Here is a 26812-nt window from a genome sequence, read left to right as displayed (position 1 = left end):
TCCGACGTGTTTCGAATGTTTCGATCGATGCCATGCGAAGGCGATCTTGTCGGCTACCCGGATTTATTTTATACTTAAAATAAATCTGACGGCCCTCGGGAGGGACTCGGCATGACGGAACTGGTGACGAGGCCGATTTCCGCAGGCTCTGGCGATTTCGCCGGCCGGCACGCGCTTGTCACCGGTGCCAGCAAGGGCATCGGCTGGGCCATCGCGCAAAGCCTGGTCATGCGCGGCGCCAGCGTCACGCTCTGCGGCCGCGACCGGACGTTGCTGGATCAGCGCCGCGCTACCCTGAACGGTAGCCATCACATTGCCGTCGCCGACCTGGCCGATGCCGATGCTGCAACGGCCATGGTGCGGCAGGCTGTCGATGCGGCGGGCCCGGTCGACATCCTGGTCAACAATGCCGGCTTTGGCGCCAGCCAGGCCTTTGCGAAAATGACGGGCGCGCACTGGGACCAGATGCTGGCCGTCAATCTCTCCAGCGTCTTCCATGTCACCCGCGCCGCCATCGACGGCATGCTGCCGCGTAAATCCGGCCGCATCATCAACATCGCCTCGACCGCCGGCCTCACCGGCTATGCCTATGTCGCCGCCTACGTGGCCGCCAAGCATGGCGTGGTCGGCCTGACCCGGGCGCTGGCGCGTGAATTCGCCACAGCCGGCATTACCGTGAATGCGGTCTGCCCCGGCTATGTCGATACCGACATGACGGCGGCCACCATCGATACCATTGTGAAGAAAACCGGACGCAGCGCTGAAGAAGCCCGCGCCGAACTGGCGAAAAGCAATCCGCAGGGCCGCCTGATCCAGCCGCAGGAAGTAGCGGATGCCGTGCTGTGGCTGGCGGGAGACGCCGCTGCCTCGATCACCGGACAGGCCATCGCCATTGCCGGGGGAGAAGTGATGTCATGAGTGAAGTCCGCCAGCCTGCTCCGGCCAACGATCGTGAAACCTCGGCCACCCGCGACGACAAGCTGGAGCTGCGGCTGTGGCTGCGGCTGCTCACCTGCTCCAGCCTGATCGAGCAGAATGTGCGTGGCGCACTACGCACGCAGTTCGACACAACGCTGCCCCGCTTCGACCTGCTGGCCCAGCTCGATCGTGCGCCCGATGGCCTGACCATGAGCGAGCTTTCGGCCCGCATGATGGTGTCGAATGGCAACATCACCGGGCTCGCGGATCGCCTTGTGGAAGAAGGCCTGGTCAAGCGCACGCCGTCGCTGCGCGACCGTCGCTCCAGCCATATCAGCCTGACGCCTGCCGGCAAGAAGGCCTTCGACGACATGACGCCGGTCCATGAGGAATGGATCGACCGGATGATGAACGGCCTGAGCCGCCAGGACATGCAGCAGCTGTTCCAACTGCTGGGCAAGCTGAAGCAGTCGGTGCACCAGAACGCCGTCGACGATCAGGGAGAAAAGCAGTGACCACACTGGCAAAGGATTTCCGCCCCAAACATTTCGGCTGGTCGGTGGATGGCAAGGTCGCGATCGTCACACTCAACCGTCCCGAGCGCAAGAACCCGCTGACCTTTGAGTCCTACGCCGAACTGCGCGATACCTTCCGCGCGCTGAACCATGTCACCGATGTGAAGACCGTCGTGATCACCGGCGAGGGCGGCAATTTCTGCTCCGGCGGCGATGTGCACGAGATCATCGGCCCGCTGGTGAAGATGAAAGATGCCGGCGACATGGCCGGGCTGCTGGCCTTCACCCGCATGACCGGCGATCTGGTGAAAGCCATCCAGCATTGCCCACAGCCGGTGATCGCCGCCGTCGACGGCATCTGCGCCGGTGCCGGCGCGATCCTGGCCATGGCGTCTGACCTGCGCATCGGCACGCCACGCACCAAGACAGCGTTTCTCTTTGTGCGCGTCGGTCTGGCCGGTGCCGATATGGGCGCCTGCAACATCCTGCCGCGCATCATCGGTTCGGGCCGCGCTGCCGAGCTTCTGTATACCGGCCGCAGCATGAGCGCCGAGGAAGGCGAACGCTGGGGCTTCTACAATCGCCTCGTTGCGCCCGAGCAGGTGCTGGCCGACGCAACCGCGCTGGCGAAAGAACTCAGCGACGGCCCGACCTTTGCGCATGGCATCACCAAGACCTGCCTGCATCAGGAGTGGTCGATGGATATGGATGCCGCCATCGAGGCCGAAGCGCAGGCGCAGGCGATCTGCATGCAGACACAGGATTTCGCCCGCGCCTATCATGCCTTTGTCGCCAAGCAGAAACCCGTCTTCGAGGGCAACTGAGATGGCAGACAAGAGCTATCTGCACTGGCCGTTCTTCGAGGAGCGTCATCGCGCGCTGGCAGCGAAGCTGCAGGCCTGGGCGAAGCAGCATGCCAGCCATCATGACGAGTATGAGGATATCGATGCGGTCTGCCGGCAGTTCGTAGCGCAGCTCGGCAAGGACGGCTTCCTCGGCCTGACCGTGCCCAAGGATGGCGGCGGAACTTACGACAAGCTGGAAGTGCGTTCGCTGGCCATCGCCCGCGAGACGCTGGCCTATCACCATGGCCTGGCCGACTTCGCTTTTGTGATGCAGGGGCTGGGCTCGGGTCCGATCAGCCAGTTCGGCACGCCCGAGCAGAAGCAGCGCTGGCTGCCCGGCGTGGCCAATGGCACGAAGATCGCAGCACTCGCGATGTCCGAACCCGATGCCGGCTCCGATGTCGCCGCAGTGAGCACGGTGGCCGTGCCCGATGGGCAGGGCTATCGCCTGAACGGCGTGAAGACCTGGATTTCCAATGGCGGCATTGCCGACCAGTACACGGTCGTTGCCCGCCTTGGTGACGCGCCGGGCGCGAAGGGTCTGGCCATCTTCGTGGTCGAGGCCGGCACGCCGGGCTTCAGCGTGCCCGAACGCCTCGACGTGATCGCGCCGCATCCGCTCGGCCGGCTTGAGTTCAAGGATTGCGTCATTCCCGCCGGCAATCTGATCGGCAAGCAGGGCGAAGGCTTCAAGATCGCCATGAGCAATCTGGATGTCTTCCGTTCCACCGTCGGCGCCGCCGCGCTCGGCTTCGCGCGCCGCGCGCTGGATGAAGCGTTGAAGCGCATACATGAGCGCAAGGTCTTCGACCAGAAGCTGGCCGACTATCAGCTGACCCAGGCCAAAATCGCCGACATGGCGACCGAGATCGACGCCTCTGCCCTGCTGATCTATCGCGCCGCCTGGACCAAGGACATGGGCGCGGCCCGCGTCACCCGCGAAGCCTCGATGGCCAAGATGTATGCCACCGAAGCCGCCCAGCGCGTGATCGACGCCGCCGTGCAGCTCTGGGGCGGCCTCGGCGTCAAACGCGGCAGCATGGTAGAAAGCCTGTATCGCGAAGTGCGCGCGCTGCGCATCTACGAAGGCACCACCGAGATCAACAAGCTGGTGATCGCCGGCCAGACCTATGCAGCCTTTGCCAGCGAGGCAGGGAGCGACGCCTGATGAAAGTCCTCTCCCCTCTCAAGCTCAACGGCGTCACCCTGCCCAACCGCATCGCGGTGCCGGCCATGGTGACGCGGCTGTCGGGGGAGGACGGCTTCGTCAACCAGCCGATCATCGACCGCTATGTGCGTTACGCTCAAGGCCACGTCGGCCTGATCGTGGTGGAAGCCACCGCCGTGCATTCCAACAAGTCCGGTCCACTGCTACGACTGTCAGGTGACGAATTCATTCCCGGCCATCGCGACCTGGTCGATCAGGTGCACAGCACATCCGATTCCAAGGTCGTCCCGCAGATCATCCATTTCCTCAAAGTCGCGCGCTCGGGCTGGCGCCAGACCATCGACAGCCTGTCGAACGAGGATATCGACCGCATCATCGACGAATTCGGCCAGGCCGCGCTGCGGGCGCGCACTGCCGGCTATGACGGCGTCGAGCTGCATTCGGCCCATGCCTATACGCTGTCTTCCTTCCTCTCGCGCCGCAATCCGCGCCGCGACGACTATGACGGTCGCACGCTGGAAGGCCGGCTCGCCATGTTGGGCCGCGTCATGCAGAGCGTGCGCAAATATGTCGGTGCCGACTGGACCGTCGGCGTGCGCTTCCTCGCCGAGGAAGCGATCAAGGAAGGCTATACCGTCGAGGATGCTAAACTGATCGCGCTGCGCATGGCGCAACTCGGCGTCGATTACATTTCGCTCTCGGTCGGCGGCAAGTTCGAGGATGCCGTGCATCGCGAGGGCCAGCCGCTGTACCCCTACACCGGCTATTCGGGCGACCGCTGCATGCCGGGCGACTGGTATCCGTCACTGCCGCACGCCCATCTGGCCGCCGGCATCAAGCAGTTCATCAATGCCAAAGGCTTCCACACGCCGGTGATCTCGGTCGGCAAGATCAGCGCGCCTGCAGAGGCGGAAGCCCTGCTGCAGAACGGCCAGGCCGACATGATCGGCATGGCGCGGCAACTTCTGGCCGATCCCGACTGGGTGAAGAAGGTCGAGGAGATGCGCAGCGACCAGATCGTGCGCTGCATCTACTGCAACGTCTGCAAGCAGCTGGACGAGAATTTCAAGGAAGTGACCTGCTTCCTCTGGCCCAAGGGCCTGACGCAGGCGCCTGCCGATGCCACCGATGGCGCAGCACCACGCTGGCCCGATGGCGGTGCCGGGCTGACGGCGACTGTCGACAAGGGCCAGATCAAGTTGACCTGGAACAAGGCCGTCGCCGGCGCGGCCGCCATTGCCGGCTACAACATCTATCGTGCCGAGGGTGATGGCCATCCCCGCGTCACCGAGGCCGTCAAGTCGACCAAGCATGCCGACAAGCTGGTGTTGGGCGGCCTGCGCTACACCTATTACGTCCGCGGCCATGATGCCGCCGGCCGTGCAACACCGCCGTCAGATGCGGTGCGTATCGAACTGCCCCTCCCGTTCGCCGAACCTGCCTTGCCGTCGTCAGAGGTTCGTCATGTCCGTCCCTAAACATATCTTTGAGCCCTCCGCTCACGTCGATACATTTGCCCGCGATCATCTGCCGCCACTGGACCAGTGGCCCGAGATGCTGTGGGACACACTGCCCGAGCTGAAGGCCTATCCGAAGCGCATGAACTGCGCGACCGAGCTGCTCGACAAGCAAGCCGCAAAATACAGCGACCGCCCGGTCATCCATTATAATGACGAGGTCTGGACCTACCGGCATCTGCTGGAGACCGCCAATCGCATCGCCCACGTTCTGGTGCAGGACCTCGGCGTGAAGCCGGGCAACCGCGTGCTGCTGCGCTCGCCCAATAATCCGATGTATGTCGCCTGCTGGTTCGCGGTGATGAAGGTCGGCGCGATTGCCGTCGCCACCATGCCGCTCTATCGCTGGCGCGAACTCACCTTCATGACCGAGAAGGCCGAGATCGAACTGGCGATCTGCGACTGGCGCCTGCATGACGAGATGGAAACGACGCTGAAAGAGTCGAAGAAGCTCAAGCGCGCCTGCTATTTCTACAAGGACAGCCCGGACTCACTCGAAAGCCTCATGGCCTCCAAGCCGACGGACTTCCAGACGGTCGACACCGCCTGGGACGATGTCTGCCTGATCGCCTTCACTTCCGGCACCACCGGTCCGGCCAAGGGCTGCATGCATTTCCATCGCGACGTGATGGCGATCTGCGACACCTTCAACCGCTATGTGCTGAAACCGACGAAGGACGACATCTTTACCGGCAGCCCGCCGCTGGCCTTCACCTTTGGCCTGGGCGCGCTGGTCACCTTCCCCATGCATGTGGGGGCGAGCACGGTGCTGGTCGAGCAGTATAATCCGCAGAAGATGCTGGAGACCATCCAGGCCAAGAAGGTGAGCATCCTGTTCACCGCACCCACCGCCTATCGCGCCATGACCGACATGGCGAAGACCTACGACATCTCCTCGTTGAAAAAAGGCGTCTCGGCCGGCGAGACCCTGCCCAAGGCCACTTATCTCGGCTGGGAAGCGGCCAGCGGCGTGAAGCTGATCGACGGCCTGGGCGGCACGGAAATCCTGCACATCTTCATCACGTCTGCCGGCGACGACATCCGCCCCGGCGCAACCGGCAAACCGATCCCGGGCTATGAAGCCGGCATCTTCGACAAGGATGGCAAGCCGGTGCCGCCGGGCACCGTGGGGCGTCTGGCCATCCGCGGGCCGGTCGGCTGCCGCTATCTCGACAACCCGGAGCGCCAGCAGGCCTATGTGCAGCATGGCTGGAACTTCACCGGCGACGCCTATGTCTGCGACGAGGACGGCTACTATTGGTATCAGGCGCGCGCCGACGACATGATCGTCTCGGCCGGCTACAACATCTCCGGACCCGAGGTGGAATCCGTGCTGCTGCTGCATCCGCTGGTGCAGGACTGCGCCGTGGTCGCCGCGCCCTGCCCCGAACGCGGCCAGATCGTGAAGGCCTTCGTGGTGCTGCGCGACAAGGACAAGGCCGGCGCCGATACGGCGAAGGCCCTGCAGGATTTCGTGAAGGCGGAGATCGCCCCCTACAAATACCCCCGGGCTGTGGAATTCATCGACGCCCTGCCGCGCACCGAAAGCGGCAAGGTGCAGCGTTTCGTCCTGCGCAAGCAGGGTTGACTGGGCCGCACGGGCGGAGAGGAAAAGTGCAAGTTTCCCTCCCGTGCGTCCATTGGCCTCCCCTCGGGATTGCTTAAGGTTGCAGGCCGAAGACATGATATCGAGTCTGCACAATAGTGCTTGCGACAGGCCTAACCGGCATTATAGTACCTGTCGACTAGGGAATTAAAGGAAGCGCCGCGTGGCGGATTTCGGCCCATCTGCACCGGACCAACCGTCCGGATGGCCGCCGGAAATCCACGCAGCCTTGTGAAGTGTATCGGGACGTCCCGCCGCCTAAGGTCGGTTTGGACGCATCGTGCAAGCGTAGAGTAAGGTACGCGTACAGGGGCATTCACCGCATGACGTTGCGGCAGGGGCCATAACAGGAGCAGCAGCCCGACAACCGGGACTGCGCAGGGAGAGGACTCATGATGAAGATGTCGACTGCACTTCGCCTGACCAGCGCGCTCGCGCTCGCGGCGGTGCTGTTTGTCGCCCAGCCGGCGGCAGCCCAGGCCAACAAGAAGATCAAGATCGGTTTCGTCACCACGCTGTCGGGCCCCAACGCGGCCTACGGCGTCGACATGAAGAACAGCGTCGAGCTGGCGCTGGCCCACCTCGGCGGCAAGATGGGCGGCATCCCGGTCGAAGTCATCTATGAAGATGACGAGCAGAAGCCGGAAGTCGGCAAGCAGAAGACCGAAAAGCTGATGCAGCGCGACAAGGTCGACTTCGTCGCCGGCTACATCTGGTCGAACGTGCTGCTGGCCTCCTACAAGTCGGTAGTCGATGAAGGCACCTTCCTGATCAGCGCCAATGCCGGTCCCTCGCCGCTGGCCGGTGAGCAGTGCCATCCGAACTTCTTCGCCGCCTCCTGGCAGAACGACCAGAACACCATGGCCGCCGGCGAAGTGCTGAACCAGAAGGGCGTGAAGTCGCTCTACATCGTGGCGCCGAACTATGCCGCCGGCCAGGACATGGCCAACGGCGTGAAGTCCACCTTCAAGGGCCAGGTTGTCGGCCAGGACATGACCAAGTGGCCTGACCAGCTCGACTTCTCGGCCGAGATTTCGAAGATCCGCGCCGCCAAGCCGGGCGCCGTCTTCGTCTTCTTCCCGGGTCGCGCGGGCGTGCAGTTCTTCCAGCAGTACAGCCAGGCCGGTCTGAAGAAGGACATCCCGCTGTACTCCACCTTCACCGTCGACTCCGTCACGCTGAAGTTGCAGAAGGACCTGACACTGGACACCTACCAGACCCTGTGGTGGGCCTCTGATCTGCCGTTTGCCGCGAACCAGAAGTTCGTCGGCGAGTACAAGAAGAAGCACAAGGACACCCCGACCTTCTACGGCGCTCAGTCCTACGACACGATCAACCTGATCAATTCGGCGGTGATCGCGACCAAGGGCGACATGAAGAACAAGGACAATGTCCGCAAGGCGCTGGAAGCGGCGAAGTTTGATTCGGTTCGCGGTCCGATGAAGTTCGGCAAGAACCACTTCCCGATCCACAACATCTACCAGCAGGAAGTCTACAAGGTGTCTGACACCGAGTATGACATCCGCACGGTCAGCACGATCTACAAGGACCTGACTGACCCGTACGCTGCCAAATGCGCGATGAAATAATCGGCATCTGACCTGAAAATCGGCGGGGCGTCGGATTACACCGGCGCCCCGCTTTTACATCCGCGTCAACCTCTGTATTGAACACCGGATGTGACCTTCCACGACGAGTGCGCCCCACGCCATGCTGCTGATCTTCGAGCAATTTCTGAACGGACTGCAGATCGGCCTGCTGCTGTTCCTGTTGGCCGCCGGCTTGACGCTGGTCTTCGGCATCATGGACCTGGTGAACCTGGCGCATGGTTCGCTCTACATGATGGGTGCCTACTTCGCCGCCGTCTTCACGCAATGGACCGGCAACTTCTTCCTCGGCGCGCTGCTGGCGCTGCCGGCCGGCGCGCTGCTCGGCATCCTTGTCGAAGTCATCGCGCTGCGCACGCTCTATACCCGCGACCATCTCGATCAGGTGCTGGCCACTTTCGGCCTGATCCTGTTCTTCAATGAACTCGCGCGCCTGATGTTCGGCGTCGGCGGCATGACCATCGACCTGCCGCTCTGGCTCAGCGGCCAGATCGAGGTGCTTCCCGGTCTGCCCTATCCGTCCTATCGCTTCCTGATCATCGTGGTCGGGCTGCTTTGCGCCGGCTTCCTCTATCTGTTGGTGCAGAAGACGCGGCTGGGCATGCTGATCCGCGCCGGCGCGTCGAACCGCGACATGGTCGGTGCGCTCGGCGTCGACGTGAAGCTGCTGTTCACCCTGGTCTTCGGTCTGGGCTCGGCGCTCGCCGCGCTCGCCGGCCTGATGGCGGGCCCCGTCACCACCGTGCAGATTGGCATGGGTGACAACATTCTGATCCTGGCGCTGGTCGTGATCGTGATCGGCGGCATCGGTTCGATCCGCGGCGCCTTCATCGCCGCCGTCGCCATCGGCATCATCGACACCATGGGCCGCGCCTTCCTGCCGGTCATGCTCAGCGCCTTCCTCAATCCGTCCGAGGCCGGCACGCTCGCAACCGCGGTGTCGTCGATGCTGATCTACATTCTGATGTCCGCAGTATTGGTGCTGCGTCCGGCGGGTCTGTTCCCCGCACCCGGCCGCTGAGGAGAGTCTGTCCGTGTCCGTCCCGTCCGCTCTCCCCGTTCCCCTGCCGCGCAATTTCACCACGCTGGTCGGCCTGATCCTGCTGGCGCTGCTCGGCCTGGTGCCGGTCTATGCCGCCGTCTTCTCCGATCCCTTCCTGCTCACGCTGTTCACCCGCATCGTCATCATGGCGATTGCCGCCGTCAGCCTGAACCTGATCCTGGGCTATGGCGGCATGGTCAGCTTCGGCCACGCCGCCTATATCGGCATCGGCGGCTATACCGTCGGCATCCTCAGCTTCCACGGCATCCATGCGGCCTGGATTCAGTGGCCGCTGGCCATCCTGATCAGCGGCGTGGTCGCCGTCATCATCGGCCTGCTGTCGCTGCGCACCAAAGGCATCTTCTTCATCATGATCACGCTAGCGCTGGCCCAGCTGGTCTACTACATCGGCAACGGCGCGTTTGCCTATGGCGGCGACGACGGCCTCAACATCATGAAGAAGTCAGACTTCGGCGGCCTGATCGACCTCGGCCACAAGCCCAGCTTCTATTACCTCTGCTGGGTGCTGCTGGTCGTCACGATCTATCTTTGCCACCGCGCGGTGAACTCGCGCTTCGGCATGGTGCTGCAGGGCGCCAAGTCGAATGACCGCCGCATGGCCACGATCGGTTTCCCCGTGCACCGCTACCGCCTCACAGCTTTCGTGATTGCCGGCATGGTCTGCGGTCTGGCCGGCGTGCTGACCGCCATCTTCACCAGCTTCATCAGCCCCGCCATGATGCACTGGAGCCGCTCGGGCGACCTGATCGTCATGGTGGTGCTGGGCGGCATGGGCAGCCTGTTCGGCCCGCTGTTCGGCACCGTCGCCTTCCTGCTGCTAGAAGAAATCCTCTCCAGCTGGACCGAATTCTGGAAGATCGTCTTCGGCCCGCTGCTAGTGCTGGTGGTGATCTTCGCGCGCGGTGGCATCGATGGCGCCATCCTGCGCGGCCACACCGGCAAGCTGATGGCCGGCCTTGGCCTCTTCTACATCGTCTACGGCATCCATCTGGTCTACGAACGCAACTGGCTGGTGCCGGCACTGATCTTCGCCGGCGCACTGGGCGTATTGGCGCTGTCTATCTGGTGGGAGAAACGCGGCCTGGAGCATCACCGCACCGGAGGTCAGTCATGACTGAGCCCGTGCTGAAGGTCTCAGGCCTGGTGAAACGCTTCGGTGGCCTGGTCGCGACCGACAATCTGTCGCTCGACCTGCGCGCCGGTGAAATTCATGCCGTGATCGGCCCCAACGGCGCCGGCAAGACCACCATGATCGGCCAGCTGATCGGCGAACTGCGCCCCGATGCCGGCACCATCCATTTCATGGGCCGCGACATCACCACCATGCCGGTGCATCTGCGGTCGCAGATCGGCATCGCGCGGTCATTCCAGATCACCTCGATCTTCCCGAACTTCACGGCGCTCGACAACGTGGCCTTCGCCGTGCAGGCCCATGACGGCCATTCCTTCCGCTTCTGGACCAACGCCCGCACCGACAAGTCGCTGCGCGAGCCGGCCATGGCGGCGCTGGAACAGGTCGGCCTTGGTCATCGCGCCGATATCACCGCCAGCGTGCTCAGCCATGGCGAACATCGCCAGCTGGAAATCGCGATGGCGCTGGCGACCAAGCCCAAGCTGCTGCTGCTGGATGAGCCGATGGCCGGCATGGGGCCTGAAGACTCCGCCCGCATGGTCACCATGCTGCGCAAGATCAAGGGCAGCGTGACCATCCTGCTGATCGAGCATGACATGGATGCCGTATTCGCGCTGGCCGACCGCATCACCGTGCTGGTCTACGGCCATGGCATCGCCACCGGCACACCCGACGACATCCGCCGCAACGAACAGGTGCGCCAGGCCTATCTCGGCGACGAAGCGGAGGCCCTGTGATGACCGACCTGCTGACCGTCGACAACATCGACACCTTCTATGGCCGCAGCCAGGTGCTGTTCGGCATGAGCCTGAGCATCAAGGCGGGCGAGGTCGTCACCCTCATGGGCCGCAACGGCATGGGCAAGAGCACCACGATCCGCTCGATCATGGGCATGACGCCGGCCGCCAAGGGCCGCATCCGCTTCCGCAATGACGACATCCGCGGCCTGCCCTCCTACCGGGTCGCCAAGATCGGCGTCGGCCTGGTGCCCGAGGGCCGCCAGATTTTCCCCAACCTGTCGGTGAAAGAAAATCTGATCGCTACTGCCGCCAATCGCAATAACGCCGCGCAGCCCTGGACCTATGACCGCGTGGTGGAGCTGTTCCCCCGCCTCGCCGAGCGGGTGAATAACATGGGCAACCAGCTATCGGGCGGCGAGCAGCAGATGCTGGCTGTCGGCCGCGCGCTGATGACCAACCCGCACCTGTTGATCCTGGACGAGGCCACCGAAGGCCTTGCCCCCTTGATTAGATTGGAAATCTGGCAATGCCTGGAGCGGCTGAAACAGACCGGACAGTCTATTCTGGTTGTGGATAAGAATGTCGGCGCGCTGACCAAGCTGGCCAACCGGCATTACGTGATCGAGAAAGGTCGCGTGGTCTGGGAGGGTGACTCCGCCGCCCTGCAGGCCGCCCCGGATATCCAGCACCGTTATCTCGGCATCTGACTTATTTTCATCTTCGGCCGGATGGACAAGCGCCCGTCCGCCGCCGCAAGATAGGCGCTGCGCGGCAGGCCGGGATCGGGGGATATCGGCCCGCGCAGGGAGCCCGGCATGTATCACGACGACCTGCATCATGCAGCGGAACTCGCCCACGCGGCGGTAGCCAGCATGACGCGGTTTTCGATCCCGCCGACGCCGATCAATTTCACCATCTGGTATGAATACCACGCCGGCCGCGACCCGGCGCTGAGCCGCGCCATCGACGCCCTGCTCGCCTCCAGCAAGCCGTTTACACCCGACACCACGCTGCAGCTCTATGAGGAATTCCTCAATCCGGCGCGCATGCTGCGGGCCTCGCGCGACACCACCGAGAAGCTGCAGCACGCGATGGACGAGCTGCGCAGCTATATCGGTTCGGCCGGCGAGGACACGCGCTCCTACGGCGAGAAGCTGGAGGATTTCTCCGACAAGCTGGATGAGCACGGCAATGCGCCGGCCTTCGGCTCGCTGGTCGGCGCCATGCTGCAGGAAACCCGCAGCATGCAGGAGATCAACCAATCGCTGGAAGACCGCCTGGCCGAGACCACGGCCGAAGTGCAGCAGCTGCGCGAGCATTTCGAGCAGGCCCGCCGCGAGGCGCTGTCGGACAGCCTCACAGGTCTGGCCAACCGCAAGAATTTCGAGCAGACGCTGACGCTGTTCTCCAAGGCGGCGCAGGAAAGCCACGAGCCGCTCAGCCTGATGCTGCTCGACATCGACCATTTCAAGCTGTTCAACGATCGCCACGGCCACCAGACCGGCGATACCGTGCTGCAGCTGGTCGCCCGCACGCTCAGCGACAACGTGAAGGGCCAGGATCTGGCGGCGCGCTATGGCGGCGAGGAATTCGCGCTGCTGCTGCCGCGCACCCGCGCCGACCAGGCCATGAAGCTGGGCGACAATATCCGCGCGCTGATCGCCACCCGCAAGCTGGTGAAGCGCACCTCGGGCGAGGAGCTGGGCCGCATCACCATTTCCGCCGGCGTGGCCGAATACCGTCTGGGCGAGGCGCTCAGCAGCTTTGTGCAGCGCGCCGATGCCGCGCTCTACGGTGCCAAGAACGACGGTCGCAACCGCGTGGTTGCCGCAGCGGAAGGCGCGTCGACCCTGAGCGAGACGGTTCTCCGCTCCTGATAAATCGGCTAGCGTTCGTCCCATAACGGGAGAGAAACGCATGGCTTGGAATACCCTGATCGTCGACAAGTCCGACGGCGTCGCCACTGTGACGCTGAACCGCCCCGAGCGGCTCAACGCCATGAGCAACGAACTGATGGTCGAACTGCTGGCCGCGCTCAGCGAGATCGAGGCCGATGACAGCATGCGCTGCCTGCTGCTCACCGGCGCCGGCCGCGGCTTCTGCTCCGGCGCGGATCTCGCCAGCGGCGACCTGATGCAGGATGGCGGCCCGCCCGATCTGGGCAAGGCACTGCACACCAACTATCACCCGGTGATCCGCAAGCTCGCCGCCTATCGCATGCCGGTGGTCACCGCGATCAACGGTCCTGCCGCCGGCGCCGGCATGAGCCTGGCGCTGACCGGCGACATCGTGATCGCGGCGAAGTCGGCCACCTTCCTGCAGGCCTTCGCCAATATCGGCCTGGTGCCCGATGCCGGCAGCACATACTTCCTGCCGCGCCTCGCCGGCACCGCGCGCGCGCTCGGCCTCACCATGCTGGGCCAGCCGCTGCCGGCCGAAACCGCCGCCGAATGGGGCCTGATCTGGAAATGCGTGGATGACAGCGCGCTGATGGAGGAAGCCGGCAAGGTGGCGAAGAAATTCGCGGCCGGCCCGACCATCGGCCTGGCCCAGATTCGCAAGCTGGTGCGCCAGTCCTGGAGCAACGGCCTGGATGCGCAGCTGGAAGCCGAGCGCGAGGCGCAGGTGGTGGCGGGCCGCACCCGCGACTTCATCGAGGGCGTGATGGCCTTCCTGCAGAAGCGCGCAGCGAAGTTCACCGGAAAATGAGCAAGACGCCGCAGCAGGTCGCCGAGGCCATCGGCAGCATGGTCGTGGACCGCGATCTGGCTGGCCGCAAACTCGGCGTGCAGCTGATCGCCGTGGGCCCTGGCCACTGCGTGCTGCGCATGACCGTGCAGCCCGACATGGTGAACAGCCACGGCACCTGTCATGGCGGCATCATCTTCACACTGGCGGACAGCGCCTTTGGCTATGCCTGCAATTCCTTCAATCGCAATGCCGTGGCGCAACAGTGCGACATCACCTATCTCAAGCCTGTCGCGGTCGGCGCCGTGCTGACCGCAACCGCCGAACTGCGTGAATCGGCAGGTCGCAGCAGCATCTATGACATGACCGTGCGGGACGAGACCGGCAGCGCGGTGGCGCTGTTCCGCGGCCTGGCGCGCGAGGTGGGTGGCGAGATTATTCCGGGGCTGACGGCTTAACGGCGCCAGCGCGCTGCAGTCGACACGCGGCGCGACGGCGGCGGCACAGCGGCCTTGGCCGCACGCGCGACCTCCAGGGCGGTCCGGCCCCATTCCACCGCCTGCTCGGCATCGTCGATCAGATCGGCCGGCATCTTCCAGTAGCTCATCTGCATCGGCTTGCTGTTGCCGGCCTGATAGACGAACGGCCCGCAGTCATGCGCCAGAAAGGCCTTCTGGCTTTCGGCATCGGCCTTCAGATGGATGGTGTCGTCATGCACCAGGGCGAACATGACGCCCCGGGAATAGACCCCCGCGCCGCCGAACATGCGGCGCACGGCAATGCCGCCCAGCGGGGCGAACAGTTCCTGGACGAACTCGATGAATTCGGGACTCGCGCTCATGGGGCGGCAGACTAGCCAAACCGCCGGTTCCGGCCAAGAGCACTTTGACGCCTGCGGCAAAAATCCCTAGGGTCGCAACACCATGACTGGATATCTCTATATCGCCGCCGGCGGCGCCCTGGGCAGCATCGCCCGCTACTGGATGGCCGGGGCCATCGACAGCCGCCTCAACAACGTCAATTTTCCCTGGGGCACGGTGCTGGTGAATATCGCCGGCTCGTTCGCCATCGGCGTCTTCGCCGCCTTCGCCATGGACAGCGTCCGCTGGAGCATCAGCGACAATACCCGGCTGTTCCTGATCGTCGGCATCTGCGGCGGCTTCACCACATTTTCGAGCTTCAGCCTGCAGACGCTCAACCTGCTGCGCGACGGCCTGCTGCTGCGGGCCGGCGGCCATGTGGCGCTGTCGGTGCTGGCCTGCCTGATCGCCACCTGGGCGGGGCTGGCGCTGATGCAGATGGTCGGAAAGAACTAACCGACCTTACTGCTCTACAAACGCCTTCTCGATCACATAGTGACCGGCACCGGTGGTGCTGCCTTCCTGCCACTGCAGGCCGTCCAGCATCTCGCGCATCTCGGTCAGCATCTGCGGGCTGCCGCAAAGCATCAGGCGGTCGGCCTCGATGTTCAGCGGCGGTAGGCCTAGATCGCTGAACAGCTTGCCGCTGCGGATCAGGTCGGTGATGCGGCCCTTGTTGCGGAAATCCTCGCGCGTCACGGTCGGATAGTAGAGCAGCTTCTTCTTCACATCCTCGCCGAAGAACTCATTCTCCGGCAGCTCGTGCGTGATGTAATCCTGATAAGCCAACTCGCCCACGGTGCGCACGCCATGCACCAGCACGACGCGCTCGTAGCGCTCATAGGCTTCGTGATCCTTGATGATCGACATGAAGGGCGCGAGGCCGGTGCCGGTGCCAAGCAGGTACAGCGTCTTGCCCGGATGCAGGTTGTCCTGCAGCAGCGTGCCGGTGGCCTTGCGGCCGACGATAATCTTGTCGCCGACCTTCAGGTGCTGAAGCTTCGAGGTCAGCGGGCCGTCCTGCACCTTGATCGAGAAGAATTCCAGATGCTCTTCGTAATTGGCGCTCGCCATCGAATAGGCACGCAGCAGCGGCTTGTCGTTCACGATCAGCCCGATCATGGCGAACTGGCCATTGATGAAGCGGAAGCTCGGATCGCGCGTGGTGCGGAAGGTGAAGAGGCTGTCGGTCCAGTGATGGACGAAGGTCACTTCCTCCTCGCGCAGGTTGCCACCCGGCTTGAGCAGCGGATGGGACGCGGAAGCGGCAACGGCGGCGGCGGAATTGGTCATTGGGCTTGGCTCGATATCAGGGACAGCACGAAATACAGCGGGGCTGACCGGAACTCACGGCCTTAATCATATGTGTACATATAATATGATTCTGGCCACCCGGGTAGCCGATATTTCGCATTCCCCACTCGAAATCAAGGTTTAGTCCATATAAACATTTTATGTATGTGATTATGACCCCGAAGAAAGGCGCCGACCCAGGGCACGGCGCCTTTCGCGTCTTCAAATGCGGCGTTTACCGCCCCTTCTGTTTCCGCCAGGCCTCGAAATCCACCTTAGTCTGCGGATCGGTGGCCGGGTAAAGCCCCTTGATCGAACGGCCGCCCAGCACCTGCTCGGTGACGAAATCCTCAAACGCCGTCATCTCGACCGCCTCGGTCGCGATCTCGTCGGCGATCTCTGCCGGAATCACCATCACACCGTCGCCATCGCCGACAACCACATCGCCCGGAAACACGGCTGCATCGCCGCAGCCGATCGGGCCGTTGATCTCGATGGCTTCATGCAGCGTGAGGTTCGTCGGCGCCGACGGCCGGCTGTGGAAGGCGGGAATCTTGAGCTGCGCGATCTCGGCGGCATCGCGGAAACCGCCATCGGTCACCACGCCGGCCACACCGCGCACCATCAGCCGCGAGATCAGGATCGAGCCGGCCGAAGCCGCCCGCGCATCCTTGCGGCTGTCCATCACCAGCACCGCGCCGGGTGGGCAGATTTCCACCGCCTTGCGCTGCGGATGCTCGGGGTTCTGGAACACCGCGATCGGATTGCGATCCTCGCGCGCCGGCATGTAGCGCAAGGTGAAAGCCTCGCCCACCATGGTGGGCAGCGACGGATTGAGCGGCTTCACATCCTGGATGAACTGGTTGCGCAGGCCGCGCTTGTACAGCGCCGTCGCCAGCGTGGCGGTGCTGACGGTCTTCAGCTTGTCGCGGGTTTCAGGTTTCAGCATGCTCACGATAACGTCCTTTCAGAAAGATAGATGGGGCTACGGCCATACCAGGTCGCAGCCCCGGATTTGAACTCAGCCGCCGACCGCCCCTTGCGTGTCGACATACAGCGCATAAATCGACTGGCTCGACGCCATGAACAGGCGGTTACGCATCTCGCCGCCGAAGCAGAGGTTGGCGCAGCGTTCGGGCAGCGCGATGCGCCCGATGGCCTTGCCGTCCGGATTGAAGATCATCACGCCATCCAGATCGTCGCTGCCCATGCCCCAGCCGACCCATAGATTGCCGTCGACATCGCAGCGCATGCCGTCGGCCGTGCCCTTGCCGCAGTCGATCAGCGCCTTCATGTTCGACAGCTTGCCGCCGGCACCCACGTCATAGGACTTGATCGTGCGGGTCGGATTGCTGCGCACGTCGATGACGTAAAGCTTGCTCTCGTCGGGCGAGAAGCACAGGCCATTGGGGAACTTGATATCATCGATCACCACGGTCAGCTTCTTGGTCGCCGGGTCGTAGCGGTAGACGTTGGTCGGCAGTTCGGCATTGGCCTTGCGGCCTTCGTAATTGCCGCCGATGCCGAACGAGGGATCGGTGAACCAGATCGTGTTGTCGGATTTCACCACCACGTCGTTGGGCGAGTTCAGCGGCTTGCCTTCATACTTGTCGACCAGCGTGGTGATGCGGCCATCATATTCCGTGCGTGTGATGCGACGGTTCATGTTTTCGCAGGTGATCAGCCGGCCCTGGCGGTCGCGCGTATTGCCGTTCGGATAATTGGCCGGGCTGCGATAGGGCGAGACCGCACCAGTCTGCTCGTCCCAACGCATGATGCGGTTGTTGGGGATGTCGCTCCACAGCAGGTAACGGCCATCGCCGAACCAGACCGGGCCCTCGCACCAGCGGAAGCCGGTGGCGATGCGCTCGACGGCAGCAAGGCCCAGCCGGTATTTGCCGAAGCTCTGGTCCAGCACCTGCACGGCCGGATCGGGATAGCGTGCGGTGGGCACCCATTGCGCAAAGGCCTTGGATGCCATGGTTGCGGTGGCCAGCGCCGCCGCGCCGCCGGTGACGAATGTTCGCCGGCTTGTCTTCATGTCACTGCTCTTCATCGGTCCTCTCCCGTTTTCCCCCGCTATGCTGCCGGTGTTGACTTCACGCACTGAAAATCAATCAAGAGAGGGTCGCACCCTGCGCATCGGTGTAGAGCGCATAGACCGACTGGCTGGAGGCCATGAACAGGCGATTGCGATGCTCGCCACCGAAGCAGAGGTTGGCGCAGCGCTCGGGCAGCGCGATCCGCCCGATGGCGCGGCCATCAGGGTTGAAGACCATCACGCCATCCAGCGCGTCGTCGCCCATACCCCAGCCGCACCACAGATTGCCGTCGACATCGACGCGGAAACCGTCAGAAGTGCCCTTGCCGCAATCGATCAGCACCTTGCCGTTGGTGATGCCCTTGCCCTTCACGTCATAGGCGCGGATCAGGCGGTTGGGCGCGGCGCGCGATTCCACAATATAGAGCCTGCTCTCGTCGGGTGAGAACGCCAGGCCATTCGGCCCCAGCACGTCGTCGGCGACGACGGTCAGCTCTTTCGTCTCCGGGGCGAGGCGATAGACATTCTGCCCCACTTCCGGTTTGGCGCGGCGGCCTTCGTAATTGCCGCCGATGCCGAACGGCGGATCGGTGAACCAGATCGAGCCATCCGACTTCACCACCGCATCATTGGGTGAGTTCAGCGGCTTGCCCTCGAAGCTGTCGGCCAGCACGGTGATGCTGCCGTCATACTCCGTGCGGGTGACGCGGCGGGTCAGGTGTTCGCAGGTGATCAGCCGCCCCTGCCGGTCGCGCGTGTTGCCGTTGGCGTTGTTCGACGGCTTGCGGAAGACGCTGACCGCGCCGGACTGTTCATCCCAGCGCAGCATCTGGTTGTTCGGAATGTCGCTCCAGATGAGGGCGCGATGCTCGCCGAACCAGACCGGGCCTTCGCACCAGCGATAGCCGGTAGCGATACGCTCGACCGCCGCCATGGCAAGGCGATACTTGGCGAAGCTCTGGTCCAGCACCTGCACGGCCGGGTCGGGATAACGCGTTGCGGGAGTCCACATCAGAAGATGTCCGGTTCGCGGACCGGCGCACCGAAGCCGGTCTCAAGGAAATCGAAGTCGCAGCCCTGGTCGGCCTGCTTGATATGCTTGCTGAACATCCAGCCATAGCCGCGCTCGTAGCGCACCTCGGGCTGCTTCCAGGCCGCCTTGCGCTTGGCCAGTTCGGCCTCGGGCACATCCAGCGTGATGGTGCGCTTGTCGACATCGAGCGAAATGATGTCGCCGTTCTTCACCAGCGCCAGCGGCCCGCCGATATAGGATTCCGGCGCCACATGCAGGATGCAGGCGCCATAGCTGGTGCCGCTCATGCGCGCATCCGACAGGCGCACCATGTCACGCACGCCCTGCTTCACCAGCTTCTTCGGGATCGGCAGCATGCCCCATTCCGGCATGCCCGGTCCGCCGAGCGGTCCGGCATTGCGCAGGATCAGCACGTGATCGGCGGTGACGTCCAGGTTCTCGTCATCCACCGCCTTCTTCATCGACGGATAATCGTCGAACACCAGTGCCGGGCCGGAATGCTTGAGGAAACGCGGGTCGCAGGCGCTGGGCTTGATCACGCAGCCATCGGGCGCGAGGTTGCCCTTCAGCACCGCCAGCGCGCCTTCGGCGTAGATTGGATTCTCCACCGTGCGGATCACATCGTCATGATACACTTCGGCATGCTGGATATTCTCGGCCAGCGTCTTGCCGGTGACGGTGACGGCATCCAGATGCAGATGCGGCCTGATGCGGGTCATCAGGGCCGGCAGGCCGCCGGCATAGAAGAAGTCCTCCATCAGGTATTCTTCGCCCGAGGGTCGGATATTGGCGATCACCGGCACCTTGCGGCTCGCCTTTTCGAAATCATCGAGGCCGATATCCTGGCCGGCGCGGCGCGCCATGCCGATCAGATGGATGATGGCGTTGGTCGAGCAGCCCATCGCCATGGCGACGGCGATGGCATTCTCGTAGGCCTTGCGGGTCTGGATCACCGTCGGCACCAGGTCTTCCCAGACCATCTCGACGATGCGGCGGCCACAATCGCTGCTCATGCGGATGTGGTTGGCGTCGGCTGCGGGAATGGAGGATGCGCCCGGCAGCGTCATGCCGATGGCCTCGGTGATCGCCATCATGGTGGCAGCCGTGCCCATGGTCATGCAGGTGCCGTAAGAGCGCGCGATGCCGGCCTCGATGTCGTTCCATTCCTGGTTCGAGATATTGCCGGCGCGGCGCTCGTCCCAGAATTTCCAGGCATCCGAGCCCGAGCCCAGGATCTTGCCCTTCCAGTTGCCGCGCAGCATCGGGCCAGCCGGCAGGTAGATCATCGGCAGGCCGGCACTGGTCGCGCCCATGAGAAGACCGGGCGTGGATTTGTCGCAGCCGCCCATCAGCACAACGCCATCGACCGGATGGCTGCGGATCAGTTCTTCTGTCTCCATCGCCAGCATGTTGCGATAGAGCATCGTGGTCGGCTTGACGAAACTTTCAGAGACGGAGATCGCCGGCAGTTCGATCGGCAGGCCGCCGGCCTGCAGCACGCCGCGCTTCACGTCTTCGACGCGATGCTTGAAATGCGAATGACAAGGATTGATGTCGGACCAGGTGTTGACGATGGCGATCAGCGGCTTGCCGGTCCATTCGACCGAGGCATAACCCATCTGCATGATGCGCGAGCGATGCCCGAAGCTGCGCAGGTCGTCCGGTGCGAACCAGCGGGCGGAACGGAGCTGGTCTGGGGTCTTCTTCTTGCTGGCCATGATCTAACTCGTCGGGAAAAAAGAAATGGGGCGGACATGATGTCCGCCCCGGGGACTGCCTTGTTTTTATTCCGGCGTGATCTTGCCGACCTCGATGACGGTCTTCCAGCGGGCGATCTCGGCCGCCAGGAAGGTCTCGAACTCCTTGCCGGTGTTGGCGACGACGTCGAAGCCGATGTCGTTGAACTTTGCCTTCATGTCGGGAGCGTTAAGCCCGGCGATCATGTCCTTCTCCAGACGCGCGCGGATGGCCGGGGGCAGACCCTTGGGCGCGGCAGCTGCCTGCCAGGAATAGACCTCCACATCCTTCACGCCGGCCTCAGCCATGGTCGGCACGTCCGGCAGCGCCGCATTGCGCTTGTCGGCGGTGACGGCCAGCGCCTTCAGCTTGCCGCCGCGCACATGGTTGGCGATGGCGCCGAGATTCTGGAAGGACACGTCGGCATGGCCGCCGATCAGGTCGGTGATGGCCGGCCCGCCGCCCTTGTACGGCACGTGCACGCCTTCCACGCCGATCTTCTGCATGAACAGCGCCGCGGTCAGGTGATCCGACGAACCGGTGCCCGACGAGGCGAACGACACCTTGCCCGGGTTTTTCTTCATATGGGCGATCAGCTCAGCCACGTTGCTGGCTGGGATGTTCGGGTTGGCGACCAGCACGTTCGGGGTGCGGACCGCGACGGTGAGCAGGTCGAAGTCCTTCAGCGGATCGTATTTCAGATCCTTGAACAGCGCCGGGTTGATGCCGAAGACGCCGATCGAGCCGACCAGGATGGTGTAGCCATCGGGCGCGGCCTGCTTGAGCAGCGTGGCGCCCAGCGAACCGTTGGCGCCGGCGCGGTTATCAACGACCACCGTCTTGCCCAGGCTTTCGGTCAGCTTGGAGGCCAGGTTGCGGCCGGCGATGTCGGACGAGCCGCCCGCCGGGAAAGGCACGATCATGGTGACGTTGCGCTCGGGGTATTGCTGGGCCTGCGCCGCGCCAACGATGGTCAGGGCGACGGCAGCCGCCCCCATCAGGGATTTCAGGGTCATTGGTTTCCTCCGTTTGTCTTCTTTATGAGTCGGAGCAAACCACTAATGCATTAGTGCGTCAACCAGCGAAACCTGCTATAGACGCCCCATGACCGTCACCGTGAGCACCCTCGCCCTCACCCCCGTCCGCGACCGTTCGCGCCAGGCCGCGCCCCAGGTTTTCGAGTATCTGCGGGAAAAGATCATCGCGCTGGAGCTGATCCCCGGCACAGTGCTGTCGCGGCAGGAGCTGCAGCTGCAGTTCGGCCTGAGTTCGACCCCGATCCGCGATGCGCTGATGAAGCTGGCGGAGGAGGAACTGGTGGAAATCTTCCCCCAGCATGCCACCCGCGTCAGCCCCATCGACCTGAAACTGACGCGCCAGGCGCATTTCCTGCGCCGCTCGATCGAGACCGAGGCCGTGCAGCAGCTGGCGCAGCAGCCCGATCCGCACCTGATCGCGGCGTTGCGCCGCACGCTGGCGCTGCAGCTGTCGCTGGCCGATGGCGGCGACTTCTCGGCCTTCAACGATGCCGACCAGGCCTTCCATCGCCAGCTCTACGAGGCGGCAGACGTACCCAACCTCTACACGCTGGTGCGGCGGCAAAGCGGCCATATCGACCGCCTGCGCCGGCTCTACCTGCCGATTGCCGGCCGGCCGCGCCAGATCGTGGCGGATCACACCGCCATCGTGGACGCCATCGAGTCCGGCGACCCCGAGCATGCGCGCGCGGCGTTGCGCCACCACCTGTCGCGCTCGCTGAGCGGCAGCGCAGATCTCCGCGCCAAATACCCGACCTATTTCAGGGACTGATCACAGCACCTTGGGCAGCGCCGAGGCCAGCATGGCGAGCCCCGAGACGATCAGCAGGCCCAGCACGATGCGCCGGAAGGTGGCTTCGCTGATGCCGATATAGAGCTTCGCCCCCAGCAGCGACGGCACCAGCATCGCCGGGATCACCACCAGCAGCAGCGGCACGGTGGCCCAGGTGACGATGCCCTTGGCGACATAGGTGAGCATCACCACGGTCAGCAGGGCCAGATTGAAGTTCTGGATCACGCTGCGCTGGCTGTCCTTGGGCATGCCGCGCAAGGTGCACCACAGGGTCGGCACCACGCCGGAAAAGCCGCCGATGCCGCCCAGCGTGCCGCCGATCACGCCCACCGCGCCATCGGCGATGCGGGCTACCAGCGGGTTGGCGATGGTGATCCGGGGCAGTTGCGGCGCCAGCAGCATCAGCGGGCAGACCACCACCAGCAGGCTGCCGAGCACGATCTTGAAGACCTGGATGTCGAGCAGCGGCAGCAGGCCGGTGCCGATGGGAATGCCGGCGAGGCCGCCAGCGACGAAGGGCAGCAGCAGGCGCCAGTCGAAGCCCCGGCGGACGGTGACGGCCGACAGGACCTGACCGCTGAGGCCGCCACAGACGGCGAGCGCCGAGGCGAGCTGGGGGTCGAGCACCCAGGCCCAGAGCGACATGGCGACCAGCGCGAAGGCGAAGCCCGAGAGCCCCTGGACGAAACCGGCGAGCGCGGCGCCGAGCGCCACGATGAGATAGAGGTCCAAGGGGGATACCCGACGTCTGGGTTACATCATGTTCCGGGTAGCGGTCGGCAGGCTGACCACCAGGCCGTCGAGCGCCTCGGACATGATCAGCTGGCAGCCGAGCCGCGAGGTCTTGGTCAGGCCGAAGGCGAGGTCGAGCATGTCTTCCTCGTCGGGCTTGGCGCCCGGCAGCTTGCCGTACCAGTCGGGGTCGATGACCACATGACAGGTCGAGCAGGCCAGCGATCCCTCGCAGGCACCCTCGATATCCACACCATGCTTATGGGCAATTTCCAGCACGGAGAGCCCCAGCGGGGCCTCGACCTCGAGGCGTTTGCCGTCGGGCTGGATGAAGGTCATCTTGGGCATCAACTACTCCTGAAAGGCCGCCCGGATATATCGTCTGCGGTGCACAGCGTCCACTCACGGGGCCGGGATTTTACGGAGCGCCCTTTTGAACCAAAGCGCTTCAAGTTAAATCGTAATATCATTTATAATCATATAGATAAAATCACTTCATAATCTTCTGAATTACTTCCGCTTGCGACTCTGCAGCCCGGTCCAGACCTTGATCGCCCGGTCGATATCCGCCGCCGTGGTGGCCCAGCCCAGACTGAAGCGAACGGCCTCGCGCGCCACCTGTTCCGGCAGCCCCATGGCGGTCAGGACATGGCTGGGAGTGACCTTGCCCGACGAGCAGGCCGAGCCGGCCGAGACCGCCAGACCGTCGAGGTCGAAGGCCATGACCTGGGTCTCGGCGGGGACTCCCGGCATGCCGATGCAGAGCGTATTGGGCAGCCGGCCGAGCCGGGCCTCGGCCCCATGGACCGGGGCCTCGGGGCAGGCTTCCCGCAGGGCGGCCTCGAGCCGGTCGCGCTGGCGGGCGATGGTATGCATCTCGAGCAGGCCATGCAGCGCGGCCACGGCGGCGGCCCCAAAGCCGGCGATGCCGCCCAGGTTCTCGGTGCCGCCCCGCATCCCCTGCTCCTGCCCGCCGCCCCGGATCATCGGGGCCGGGGCCCAGTCGTCGCGCAGCACCAGGGCGCCGACCCCGGTCGGGCCGCCGAGCTTGTGACCGGACAGCGTGAGGAAGTCGCAGCCGAGCCTGCCCAGGTCGACCTCGATCTTGCCGGCCGCCTGGATGGCGTCGCAGAGCAGCAGGCCGCCATGCTCATGGACGATCTGCGTGGCCGCCTGCACCGGCTGGATCGCCCCGGTCTCGTTGTTGGCCAGCATCAGGCAGACCAGCGCCGGCTTCGGCATGTCGGTGAGCGCCGCCAGCAGCGCCTCCTGCCCCAGCACGCCATCGGCCTCGACCGGCAGTTCGCGTCCCGGGAGGCCCAGTTCGCGAGCGGGTCGCAGCACCGAGTCGTGCTCGATGCCGGCGACGATGACGCTTTTCACGCCTGCCTTCTCCACGGCCAGCCGGAACGCCAGGTTGTTGGCCTCGGTGCCGCCGCCGGTGAAGACCACGCGTTTGGGCGTTGCTTTGACCAGCGCGGCCACCTGGGCGCGTGCCGTATCGGCGATTCCCCGCGCTGCACGGCCGAAACGGTGCACGGAAGACGGGTTGCCGGGCGCCTCCAGCGCGGCCAGCAGCGCCGCCCGGGCCTCCGGCCGCAGCGGTGACGTTGCGTTATAGTCAAGGTAAGTGGAGTTCATTTCCTGCTTTTAAGCTTGAATTTCGCTCTGCCGAGTATGGTAAAACCCAAGTACGGACCCTATGGCCCGATCAACCGATTATCCAGCGCCGCTCCCCCTAGCACCGGCGTAGCCAGCCCAGAAAGCGGCGAAAGTGACGTACCGCGATGCCTGATATCATTTTTCCTGGTCCCGACGGACGGCTGGAAGGCCGTTATCACCCCGGGCCGGAAGCCAATGCCCCGATCGCCCTGATCCTTCATCCGCATCCGCTGTACGGCGGAACGATGAATAACAAGGTGACCTACAATCTGTTCCATGTCTTCGCCAAGCGTGGCTTCTCGGTCCTGCGTTTCAACTTCCGCGGCGTCGGCCGCAGCCAGGGCAGCTTCGACCAGGGCATCGGCGAACTCTCGGATGCCGCCTCGGCGCTCGACTGGCTGCAGAGCTTCAACGCCAATGCCTCGGCCGTGTGGATCGCCGGCTTCTCGTTCGGCGCCTGGATCTCGATGCAGCTCCTGATGCGCCGCCCCGAAATCGACGGCTTCATCTCGGTGGCGCCGCCGGCCGGCATGTTCGACTTCGGCTTCCTCGCGCCCTGCCCCTCGTCGGGCCTGATCATCCAGGGCACCGAAGACAAGATCGTGTCGGAGAATGAGGTCTCCAAACTGGCGCAGCGTCTCGCCCTGCAGAAGGGCATCAAGATCGACTACAAGAAGGTCGCCGGCGCCGATCATTTCTTTGAAGGCAAGCTGGACGAACTGACGGCAGCTGCCGACAAGTATGTGAAGACCTCCTTCCTGCCCACCTCGGCCCGCGCCGGCAAGGGCGCGCAAACTGCAAGCTGAAGGCTGGCGGCGAGCTGAAGACAGCCCTTTCCTCGTCATTCCCGCGAAAGCGGGAATCCAGGGCAACAGCCTGAGCATGAAATACTGGGTCCCCGCTTTCGCGGGGACGACGAGAGGCGTTTTCACTATCCACCTTCTTAAGACTGGGCCCGGGGTGACGGTCTAGGCATATGCGGCCCCCGCCCCTCTTCAGGCAGCGGATTTCCATCCATATCGGTGAGATCGACAATCGTGGGGCTGATCCGCGGCGGTCCGTGGCCGCGTCGCGGCATGACGGGGCCTGCGGCAGCCCCCATCTGCGGCTTATCCGGCGCCATTGCCTCCTTATCCGTGCTTATTCCGACCTTATTCGTCGTTATCGGCACCTTATCCGACGTTATTTCACCCTTATCCGGCACTAGCGCGGGCTCCGCCGCCACATGCGCGGCGCGTGCGGCGTTCATCCGCGCCAGTGCCGCTCTGCTCTCGGCGACCTGCGCATCCATCTGCACCTTTTCGGCGGCGATGCGTTTGCGCAGGGCCTGACTAGGATAACGGCCGGCGGTGGCGCGCAACTGCTGCACCGGCTTTTCGCTGGCATCATCGGCCGCCTGGTCTTTCAGCCACTGCAAGGCGTTGCCATTGGATACGTCCTGCAATGCATGCTGCATGGTCGCGGCCTGAAGGGATGGATATTGAATCCGGGTGAGCAGCCGCTTGCGATCCATCGCGCGCTGTATGTGCGTCGCGAAGCGCAGGCTGTGATGCAGATGGGTCCAGAGCCGCGCCTCGCTGATATCAAGCACGGCGGCGACGGCCTCGGGCGTATGCCCGCCCACCAGAAGCTCTGCGCCCTTTTTCCAGTCGATGCGGCGACGTGTTTGCACCGCGCGCGCGGATAAAACTGCGGCCTCCGGTGCCGCTTCGATCATGCCGGTCATGTCGGCCTCCTCTTGGTCAGAGGTAAATCATGTTACCAGAGCCCTGGAGAAAATGGAACAAAAAAAGAACACTATTTTGGAAAAACCCGGTTTTCCGCC

Annotated in this window: 28 protein-coding genes; 17 read left to right on the top strand and 11 right to left on the bottom strand. The window is 64.0% G+C overall.

The features are described 5' to 3' along the window. Positions 1 to 111: 111 nt before the first annotated feature. The 14 genes from AC1RRE_RS08910 (at position 112) to paaI (ending at position 14257) form a co-directional block, all read left to right on the top strand. Positions 112 to 918 carry an SDR family NAD(P)-dependent oxidoreductase gene (locus tag AC1RRE_RS08910; RefSeq protein ID WP_492980771.1) on the top strand — a complete coding sequence of 269 codons (807 nt, stop codon included), beginning with the start codon at positions 112 to 114 and terminating at the stop codon, positions 916 to 918. Further along, the gene (locus AC1RRE_RS08905) at positions 915 to 1433 is read left to right on the top strand and encodes a MarR family winged helix-turn-helix transcriptional regulator (RefSeq protein ID WP_492980770.1); all 519 of its coding nucleotides are present in this window, start codon (positions 915 to 917) and stop codon (positions 1431 to 1433) included. The genes AC1RRE_RS08910 and AC1RRE_RS08905 overlap by 4 nt, the downstream gene beginning before the upstream one ends. Beyond that, entirely contained in the window at positions 1430 to 2257 is an 828-nt protein-coding gene (locus AC1RRE_RS08900) for an enoyl-CoA hydratase family protein (protein ID WP_492980769.1), read from the top strand. Before AC1RRE_RS08905 ends, AC1RRE_RS08900 begins: the two co-directional genes overlap by 4 nt. Position 2258: 1 nt before the next feature. Further along, the gene (locus tag AC1RRE_RS08895) at positions 2259 to 3446 is read left to right on the top strand and encodes an acyl-CoA dehydrogenase family protein (RefSeq protein ID WP_492980768.1); all 1188 of its coding nucleotides are present in this window, start codon (positions 2259 to 2261) and stop codon (positions 3444 to 3446) included. Continuing rightward, on the top strand, positions 3446 to 4924 hold the full coding sequence (locus AC1RRE_RS08890) for an oxidoreductase (protein ID WP_492980767.1): 1479 nt from the start codon (positions 3446 to 3448) through the stop codon (positions 4922 to 4924). The genes AC1RRE_RS08895 and AC1RRE_RS08890 overlap by 1 nt, the downstream gene beginning before the upstream one ends. Next, entirely contained in the window at positions 4911 to 6551 is a 1641-nt protein-coding gene (locus AC1RRE_RS08885) for an AMP-binding protein (RefSeq protein WP_492980766.1), read from the top strand. Before AC1RRE_RS08890 ends, AC1RRE_RS08885 begins: the two co-directional genes overlap by 14 nt. Positions 6552 to 6961: 410 nt before the next feature. Beyond that, on the top strand, positions 6962 to 8158 hold the full coding sequence (locus AC1RRE_RS08880; protein WP_492980765.1) for an ABC transporter substrate-binding protein: 1197 nt from the start codon (positions 6962 to 6964) through the stop codon (positions 8156 to 8158). 121 nt (positions 8159 to 8279) lie between these two features. After that, positions 8280 to 9197: a branched-chain amino acid ABC transporter permease gene (locus tag AC1RRE_RS08875; RefSeq protein ID WP_492980764.1), complete on the top strand. Its 918-nt coding sequence runs from the start codon at positions 8280 to 8282 to the stop codon at positions 9195 to 9197. A 13-nt stretch (positions 9198 to 9210) separates the two neighbouring features. Beyond that, positions 9211 to 10353 (top strand): branched-chain amino acid ABC transporter permease, encoded by a 1143-nt coding sequence (locus AC1RRE_RS08870; RefSeq protein ID WP_492980763.1) that lies wholly within the window; start codon positions 9211 to 9213, stop codon positions 10351 to 10353. Then, the gene (locus AC1RRE_RS08865) at positions 10350 to 11108 is read left to right on the top strand and encodes an ABC transporter ATP-binding protein (protein ID WP_492980762.1); all 759 of its coding nucleotides are present in this window, start codon (positions 10350 to 10352) and stop codon (positions 11106 to 11108) included. The genes AC1RRE_RS08870 and AC1RRE_RS08865 overlap by 4 nt, the downstream gene beginning before the upstream one ends. Next, positions 11108 to 11818: an ABC transporter ATP-binding protein gene (locus AC1RRE_RS08860; protein ID WP_492980761.1), complete on the top strand. Its 711-nt coding sequence runs from the start codon at positions 11108 to 11110 to the stop codon at positions 11816 to 11818. Before AC1RRE_RS08865 ends, AC1RRE_RS08860 begins: the two co-directional genes overlap by 1 nt. A gap of 108 nt (positions 11819 to 11926) precedes the next feature. Beyond that, the gene (locus tag AC1RRE_RS08855) at positions 11927 to 12988 is read left to right on the top strand and encodes a diguanylate cyclase (protein WP_492980760.1); all 1062 of its coding nucleotides are present in this window, start codon (positions 11927 to 11929) and stop codon (positions 12986 to 12988) included. Positions 12989 to 13028: 40 nt separating this feature from the next. Further along, positions 13029 to 13820, top strand: a complete 792-nt coding sequence (locus tag AC1RRE_RS08850; protein WP_492980759.1) for an enoyl-CoA hydratase-related protein — start codon at positions 13029 to 13031, stop codon at positions 13818 to 13820. Beyond that, on the top strand, positions 13817 to 14257 hold the full coding sequence (gene paaI, locus AC1RRE_RS08845; protein WP_492980758.1) for a hydroxyphenylacetyl-CoA thioesterase PaaI: 441 nt from the start codon (positions 13817 to 13819) through the stop codon (positions 14255 to 14257). The genes AC1RRE_RS08850 and paaI overlap by 4 nt, the downstream gene beginning before the upstream one ends. On the opposite strand, the gene AC1RRE_RS08840 is transcribed toward paaI, so the two are convergent. After that, on the bottom strand, positions 14254 to 14640 hold the full coding sequence (locus AC1RRE_RS08840; protein ID WP_492980757.1) for a TfoX/Sxy family protein: 387 nt from the start codon (positions 14638 to 14640) through the stop codon (positions 14254 to 14256). The two genes, paaI and AC1RRE_RS08840, sit on opposite strands and share 4 nt — an antisense overlap. An 82-nt stretch (positions 14641 to 14722) precedes the next feature. Here AC1RRE_RS08840 and crcB point away from each other — a divergent pair, with 82 nt between their 5' ends. Next, positions 14723 to 15115 (top strand): fluoride efflux transporter CrcB, encoded by a 393-nt coding sequence (gene crcB / locus AC1RRE_RS08835; protein ID WP_492980756.1) that lies wholly within the window; start codon positions 14723 to 14725, stop codon positions 15113 to 15115. Positions 15116 to 15121: 6 nt separating this feature from the next. Here the strand turns inward: crcB and AC1RRE_RS08830 are convergent, their stop codons facing one another. The 6 genes from AC1RRE_RS08830 to AC1RRE_RS08805 all read right to left on the bottom strand — a co-directional run bounded on the left by AC1RRE_RS08830 (position 15122) and on the right by AC1RRE_RS08805 (position 21779). Continuing rightward, on the bottom strand, positions 15122 to 15952 hold the full coding sequence (locus tag AC1RRE_RS08830) for a ferredoxin--NADP reductase (RefSeq protein WP_492980755.1): 831 nt from the start codon (positions 15950 to 15952) through the stop codon (positions 15122 to 15124). Between the two features lie 235 nt (positions 15953 to 16187). Beyond that, positions 16188 to 16901 carry a ribonuclease activity regulator RraA gene (locus AC1RRE_RS08825; RefSeq protein ID WP_492981345.1) on the bottom strand — a complete coding sequence of 238 codons (714 nt, stop codon included), beginning with the start codon at positions 16899 to 16901 and terminating at the stop codon, positions 16188 to 16190. 72 nt (positions 16902 to 16973) lie between these two features. Next, the gene (locus AC1RRE_RS08820; protein WP_492980754.1) at positions 16974 to 18008 is read right to left on the bottom strand and encodes an SMP-30/gluconolactonase/LRE family protein; all 1035 of its coding nucleotides are present in this window, start codon (positions 18006 to 18008) and stop codon (positions 16974 to 16976) included. A gap of 61 nt (positions 18009 to 18069) precedes the next feature. Next, positions 18070 to 19005: an SMP-30/gluconolactonase/LRE family protein gene (locus AC1RRE_RS08815; RefSeq protein ID WP_492980753.1), complete on the bottom strand. Its 936-nt coding sequence runs from the start codon at positions 19003 to 19005 to the stop codon at positions 18070 to 18072. After that, the gene (araD, locus tag AC1RRE_RS08810; protein ID WP_492980752.1) at positions 19005 to 20744 is read right to left on the bottom strand and encodes an L-arabinonate dehydratase; all 1740 of its coding nucleotides are present in this window, start codon (positions 20742 to 20744) and stop codon (positions 19005 to 19007) included. The genes AC1RRE_RS08815 and araD overlap by 1 nt, the downstream gene beginning before the upstream one ends. 66 nt (positions 20745 to 20810) lie before the next feature. Further along, complete coding sequence (locus AC1RRE_RS08805) at positions 20811 to 21779, bottom strand: Bug family tripartite tricarboxylate transporter substrate binding protein (protein WP_492980751.1); 969 nt, start codon at positions 21777 to 21779, stop codon at positions 20811 to 20813. Between the two features lie 88 nt (positions 21780 to 21867). On the opposite strand from AC1RRE_RS08805, the gene AC1RRE_RS08800 reads away from it, so the two are divergent. Beyond that, positions 21868 to 22572: a GntR family transcriptional regulator gene (locus AC1RRE_RS08800; RefSeq protein WP_492980750.1), complete on the top strand. Its 705-nt coding sequence runs from the start codon at positions 21868 to 21870 to the stop codon at positions 22570 to 22572. Here AC1RRE_RS08800 and AC1RRE_RS08795 read toward each other — a convergent pair whose 3' ends face one another. From AC1RRE_RS08795 to AC1RRE_RS08785, 3 genes are all read right to left on the bottom strand, one after another. Beyond that, on the bottom strand, positions 22573 to 23325 hold the full coding sequence (locus tag AC1RRE_RS08795) for a sulfite exporter TauE/SafE family protein (protein WP_492980749.1): 753 nt from the start codon (positions 23323 to 23325) through the stop codon (positions 22573 to 22575). Positions 23326 to 23346: 21 nt separating this feature from the next. Continuing rightward, complete coding sequence (locus AC1RRE_RS08790; RefSeq protein ID WP_492980748.1) at positions 23347 to 23673, bottom strand: ferredoxin family 2Fe-2S iron-sulfur cluster binding protein; 327 nt, start codon at positions 23671 to 23673, stop codon at positions 23347 to 23349. Between the two features lie 162 nt (positions 23674 to 23835). After that, a complete protein-coding gene (locus tag AC1RRE_RS08785; protein WP_492980747.1) occupies positions 23836 to 24966 on the bottom strand; it encodes a cysteine desulfurase family protein in 1131 nt (376 codons plus the stop codon). 146 nt (positions 24967 to 25112) lie between these two features. On the opposite strand from AC1RRE_RS08785, the gene AC1RRE_RS08780 reads away from it, so the two are divergent. Beyond that, positions 25113 to 25793 (top strand): alpha/beta hydrolase, encoded by a 681-nt coding sequence (locus tag AC1RRE_RS08780; protein WP_492980746.1) that lies wholly within the window; start codon positions 25113 to 25115, stop codon positions 25791 to 25793. A 137-nt stretch (positions 25794 to 25930) separates the two neighbouring features. Here the strand turns inward: AC1RRE_RS08780 and AC1RRE_RS08775 are convergent, their stop codons facing one another. Next, positions 25931 to 26713 carry a hypothetical protein gene (locus tag AC1RRE_RS08775; protein WP_492980745.1) on the bottom strand — a complete coding sequence of 261 codons (783 nt, stop codon included), beginning with the start codon at positions 26711 to 26713 and terminating at the stop codon, positions 25931 to 25933. Between the last annotated feature and the right edge of the window lie 99 nt (positions 26714 to 26812).

Source organism: Ferrovibrio sp. GW821-FHT12D07, from assembly GCF_058807275.1.
This window is presented reverse-complemented; position numbering and strand designations above follow the sequence as displayed.

Excerpts from the sequence above, each read along its gene's own strand:
- AC1RRE_RS08850 (WP_492980759.1), top strand. The coding sequence starts at position 13,029 with ATGGCTTGGAATACCCTGATCGTCGACAAGTCCGACGGCGTCGCCACT.
- AC1RRE_RS08820 (WP_492980754.1), bottom strand. The coding sequence starts at position 18,008 with ATGAAGAGCAGTGACATGAAGACAAGCCGGCGAACATTCGTCACCGGC.
- AC1RRE_RS08875 (WP_492980764.1), top strand. The coding sequence starts at position 8,280 with ATGCTGCTGATCTTCGAGCAATTTCTGAACGGACTGCAGATCGGCCTG.
- AC1RRE_RS08905 (WP_492980770.1), top strand. The coding sequence starts at position 915 with ATGAGTGAAGTCCGCCAGCCTGCTCCGGCCAACGATCGTGAAACCTCG.
- AC1RRE_RS08815 (WP_492980753.1), bottom strand. The coding sequence starts at position 19,005 with ATGTGGACTCCCGCAACGCGTTATCCCGACCCGGCCGTGCAGGTGCTG.
- AC1RRE_RS08785 (WP_492980747.1), bottom strand. The coding sequence starts at position 24,966 with ATGAACTCCACTTACCTTGACTATAACGCAACGTCACCGCTGCGGCCG.
- AC1RRE_RS08830 (WP_492980755.1), bottom strand. The coding sequence starts at position 15,952 with ATGACCAATTCCGCCGCCGCCGTTGCCGCTTCCGCGTCCCATCCGCTG.
- AC1RRE_RS08780 (WP_492980746.1), top strand. The coding sequence starts at position 25,113 with ATGCCTGATATCATTTTTCCTGGTCCCGACGGACGGCTGGAAGGCCGT.
- AC1RRE_RS08805 (WP_492980751.1), bottom strand. The coding sequence starts at position 21,779 with ATGACCCTGAAATCCCTGATGGGGGCGGCTGCCGTCGCCCTGACCATC.
- AC1RRE_RS08855 (WP_492980760.1), top strand. The coding sequence starts at position 11,927 with ATGTATCACGACGACCTGCATCATGCAGCGGAACTCGCCCACGCGGCG.
- AC1RRE_RS08775 (WP_492980745.1), bottom strand. The coding sequence starts at position 26,713 with ATGACCGGCATGATCGAAGCGGCACCGGAGGCCGCAGTTTTATCCGCG.
- araD (WP_492980752.1), bottom strand. The coding sequence starts at position 20,744 with ATGGCCAGCAAGAAGAAGACCCCAGACCAGCTCCGTTCCGCCCGCTGG.
- AC1RRE_RS08880 (WP_492980765.1), top strand. The coding sequence starts at position 6,962 with ATGATGAAGATGTCGACTGCACTTCGCCTGACCAGCGCGCTCGCGCTC.
- AC1RRE_RS08840 (WP_492980757.1), bottom strand. The coding sequence starts at position 14,640 with ATGAGCGCGAGTCCCGAATTCATCGAGTTCGTCCAGGAACTGTTCGCC.
- paaI (WP_492980758.1), top strand. The coding sequence starts at position 13,817 with ATGAGCAAGACGCCGCAGCAGGTCGCCGAGGCCATCGGCAGCATGGTC.
- AC1RRE_RS08890 (WP_492980767.1), top strand. The coding sequence starts at position 3,446 with ATGAAAGTCCTCTCCCCTCTCAAGCTCAACGGCGTCACCCTGCCCAAC.
- AC1RRE_RS08910 (WP_492980771.1), top strand. The coding sequence starts at position 112 with ATGACGGAACTGGTGACGAGGCCGATTTCCGCAGGCTCTGGCGATTTC.
- AC1RRE_RS08800 (WP_492980750.1), top strand. The coding sequence starts at position 21,868 with ATGACCGTCACCGTGAGCACCCTCGCCCTCACCCCCGTCCGCGACCGT.
- AC1RRE_RS08885 (WP_492980766.1), top strand. The coding sequence starts at position 4,911 with ATGTCCGTCCCTAAACATATCTTTGAGCCCTCCGCTCACGTCGATACA.
- AC1RRE_RS08790 (WP_492980748.1), bottom strand. The coding sequence starts at position 23,673 with ATGCCCAAGATGACCTTCATCCAGCCCGACGGCAAACGCCTCGAGGTC.
- AC1RRE_RS08895 (WP_492980768.1), top strand. The coding sequence starts at position 2,259 with ATGGCAGACAAGAGCTATCTGCACTGGCCGTTCTTCGAGGAGCGTCAT.
- crcB (WP_492980756.1), top strand. The coding sequence starts at position 14,723 with ATGACTGGATATCTCTATATCGCCGCCGGCGGCGCCCTGGGCAGCATC.
- AC1RRE_RS08860 (WP_492980761.1), top strand. The coding sequence starts at position 11,108 with ATGACCGACCTGCTGACCGTCGACAACATCGACACCTTCTATGGCCGC.
- AC1RRE_RS08825 (WP_492981345.1), bottom strand. The coding sequence starts at position 16,901 with ATGCTGAAACCTGAAACCCGCGACAAGCTGAAGACCGTCAGCACCGCC.
- AC1RRE_RS08865 (WP_492980762.1), top strand. The coding sequence starts at position 10,350 with ATGACTGAGCCCGTGCTGAAGGTCTCAGGCCTGGTGAAACGCTTCGGT.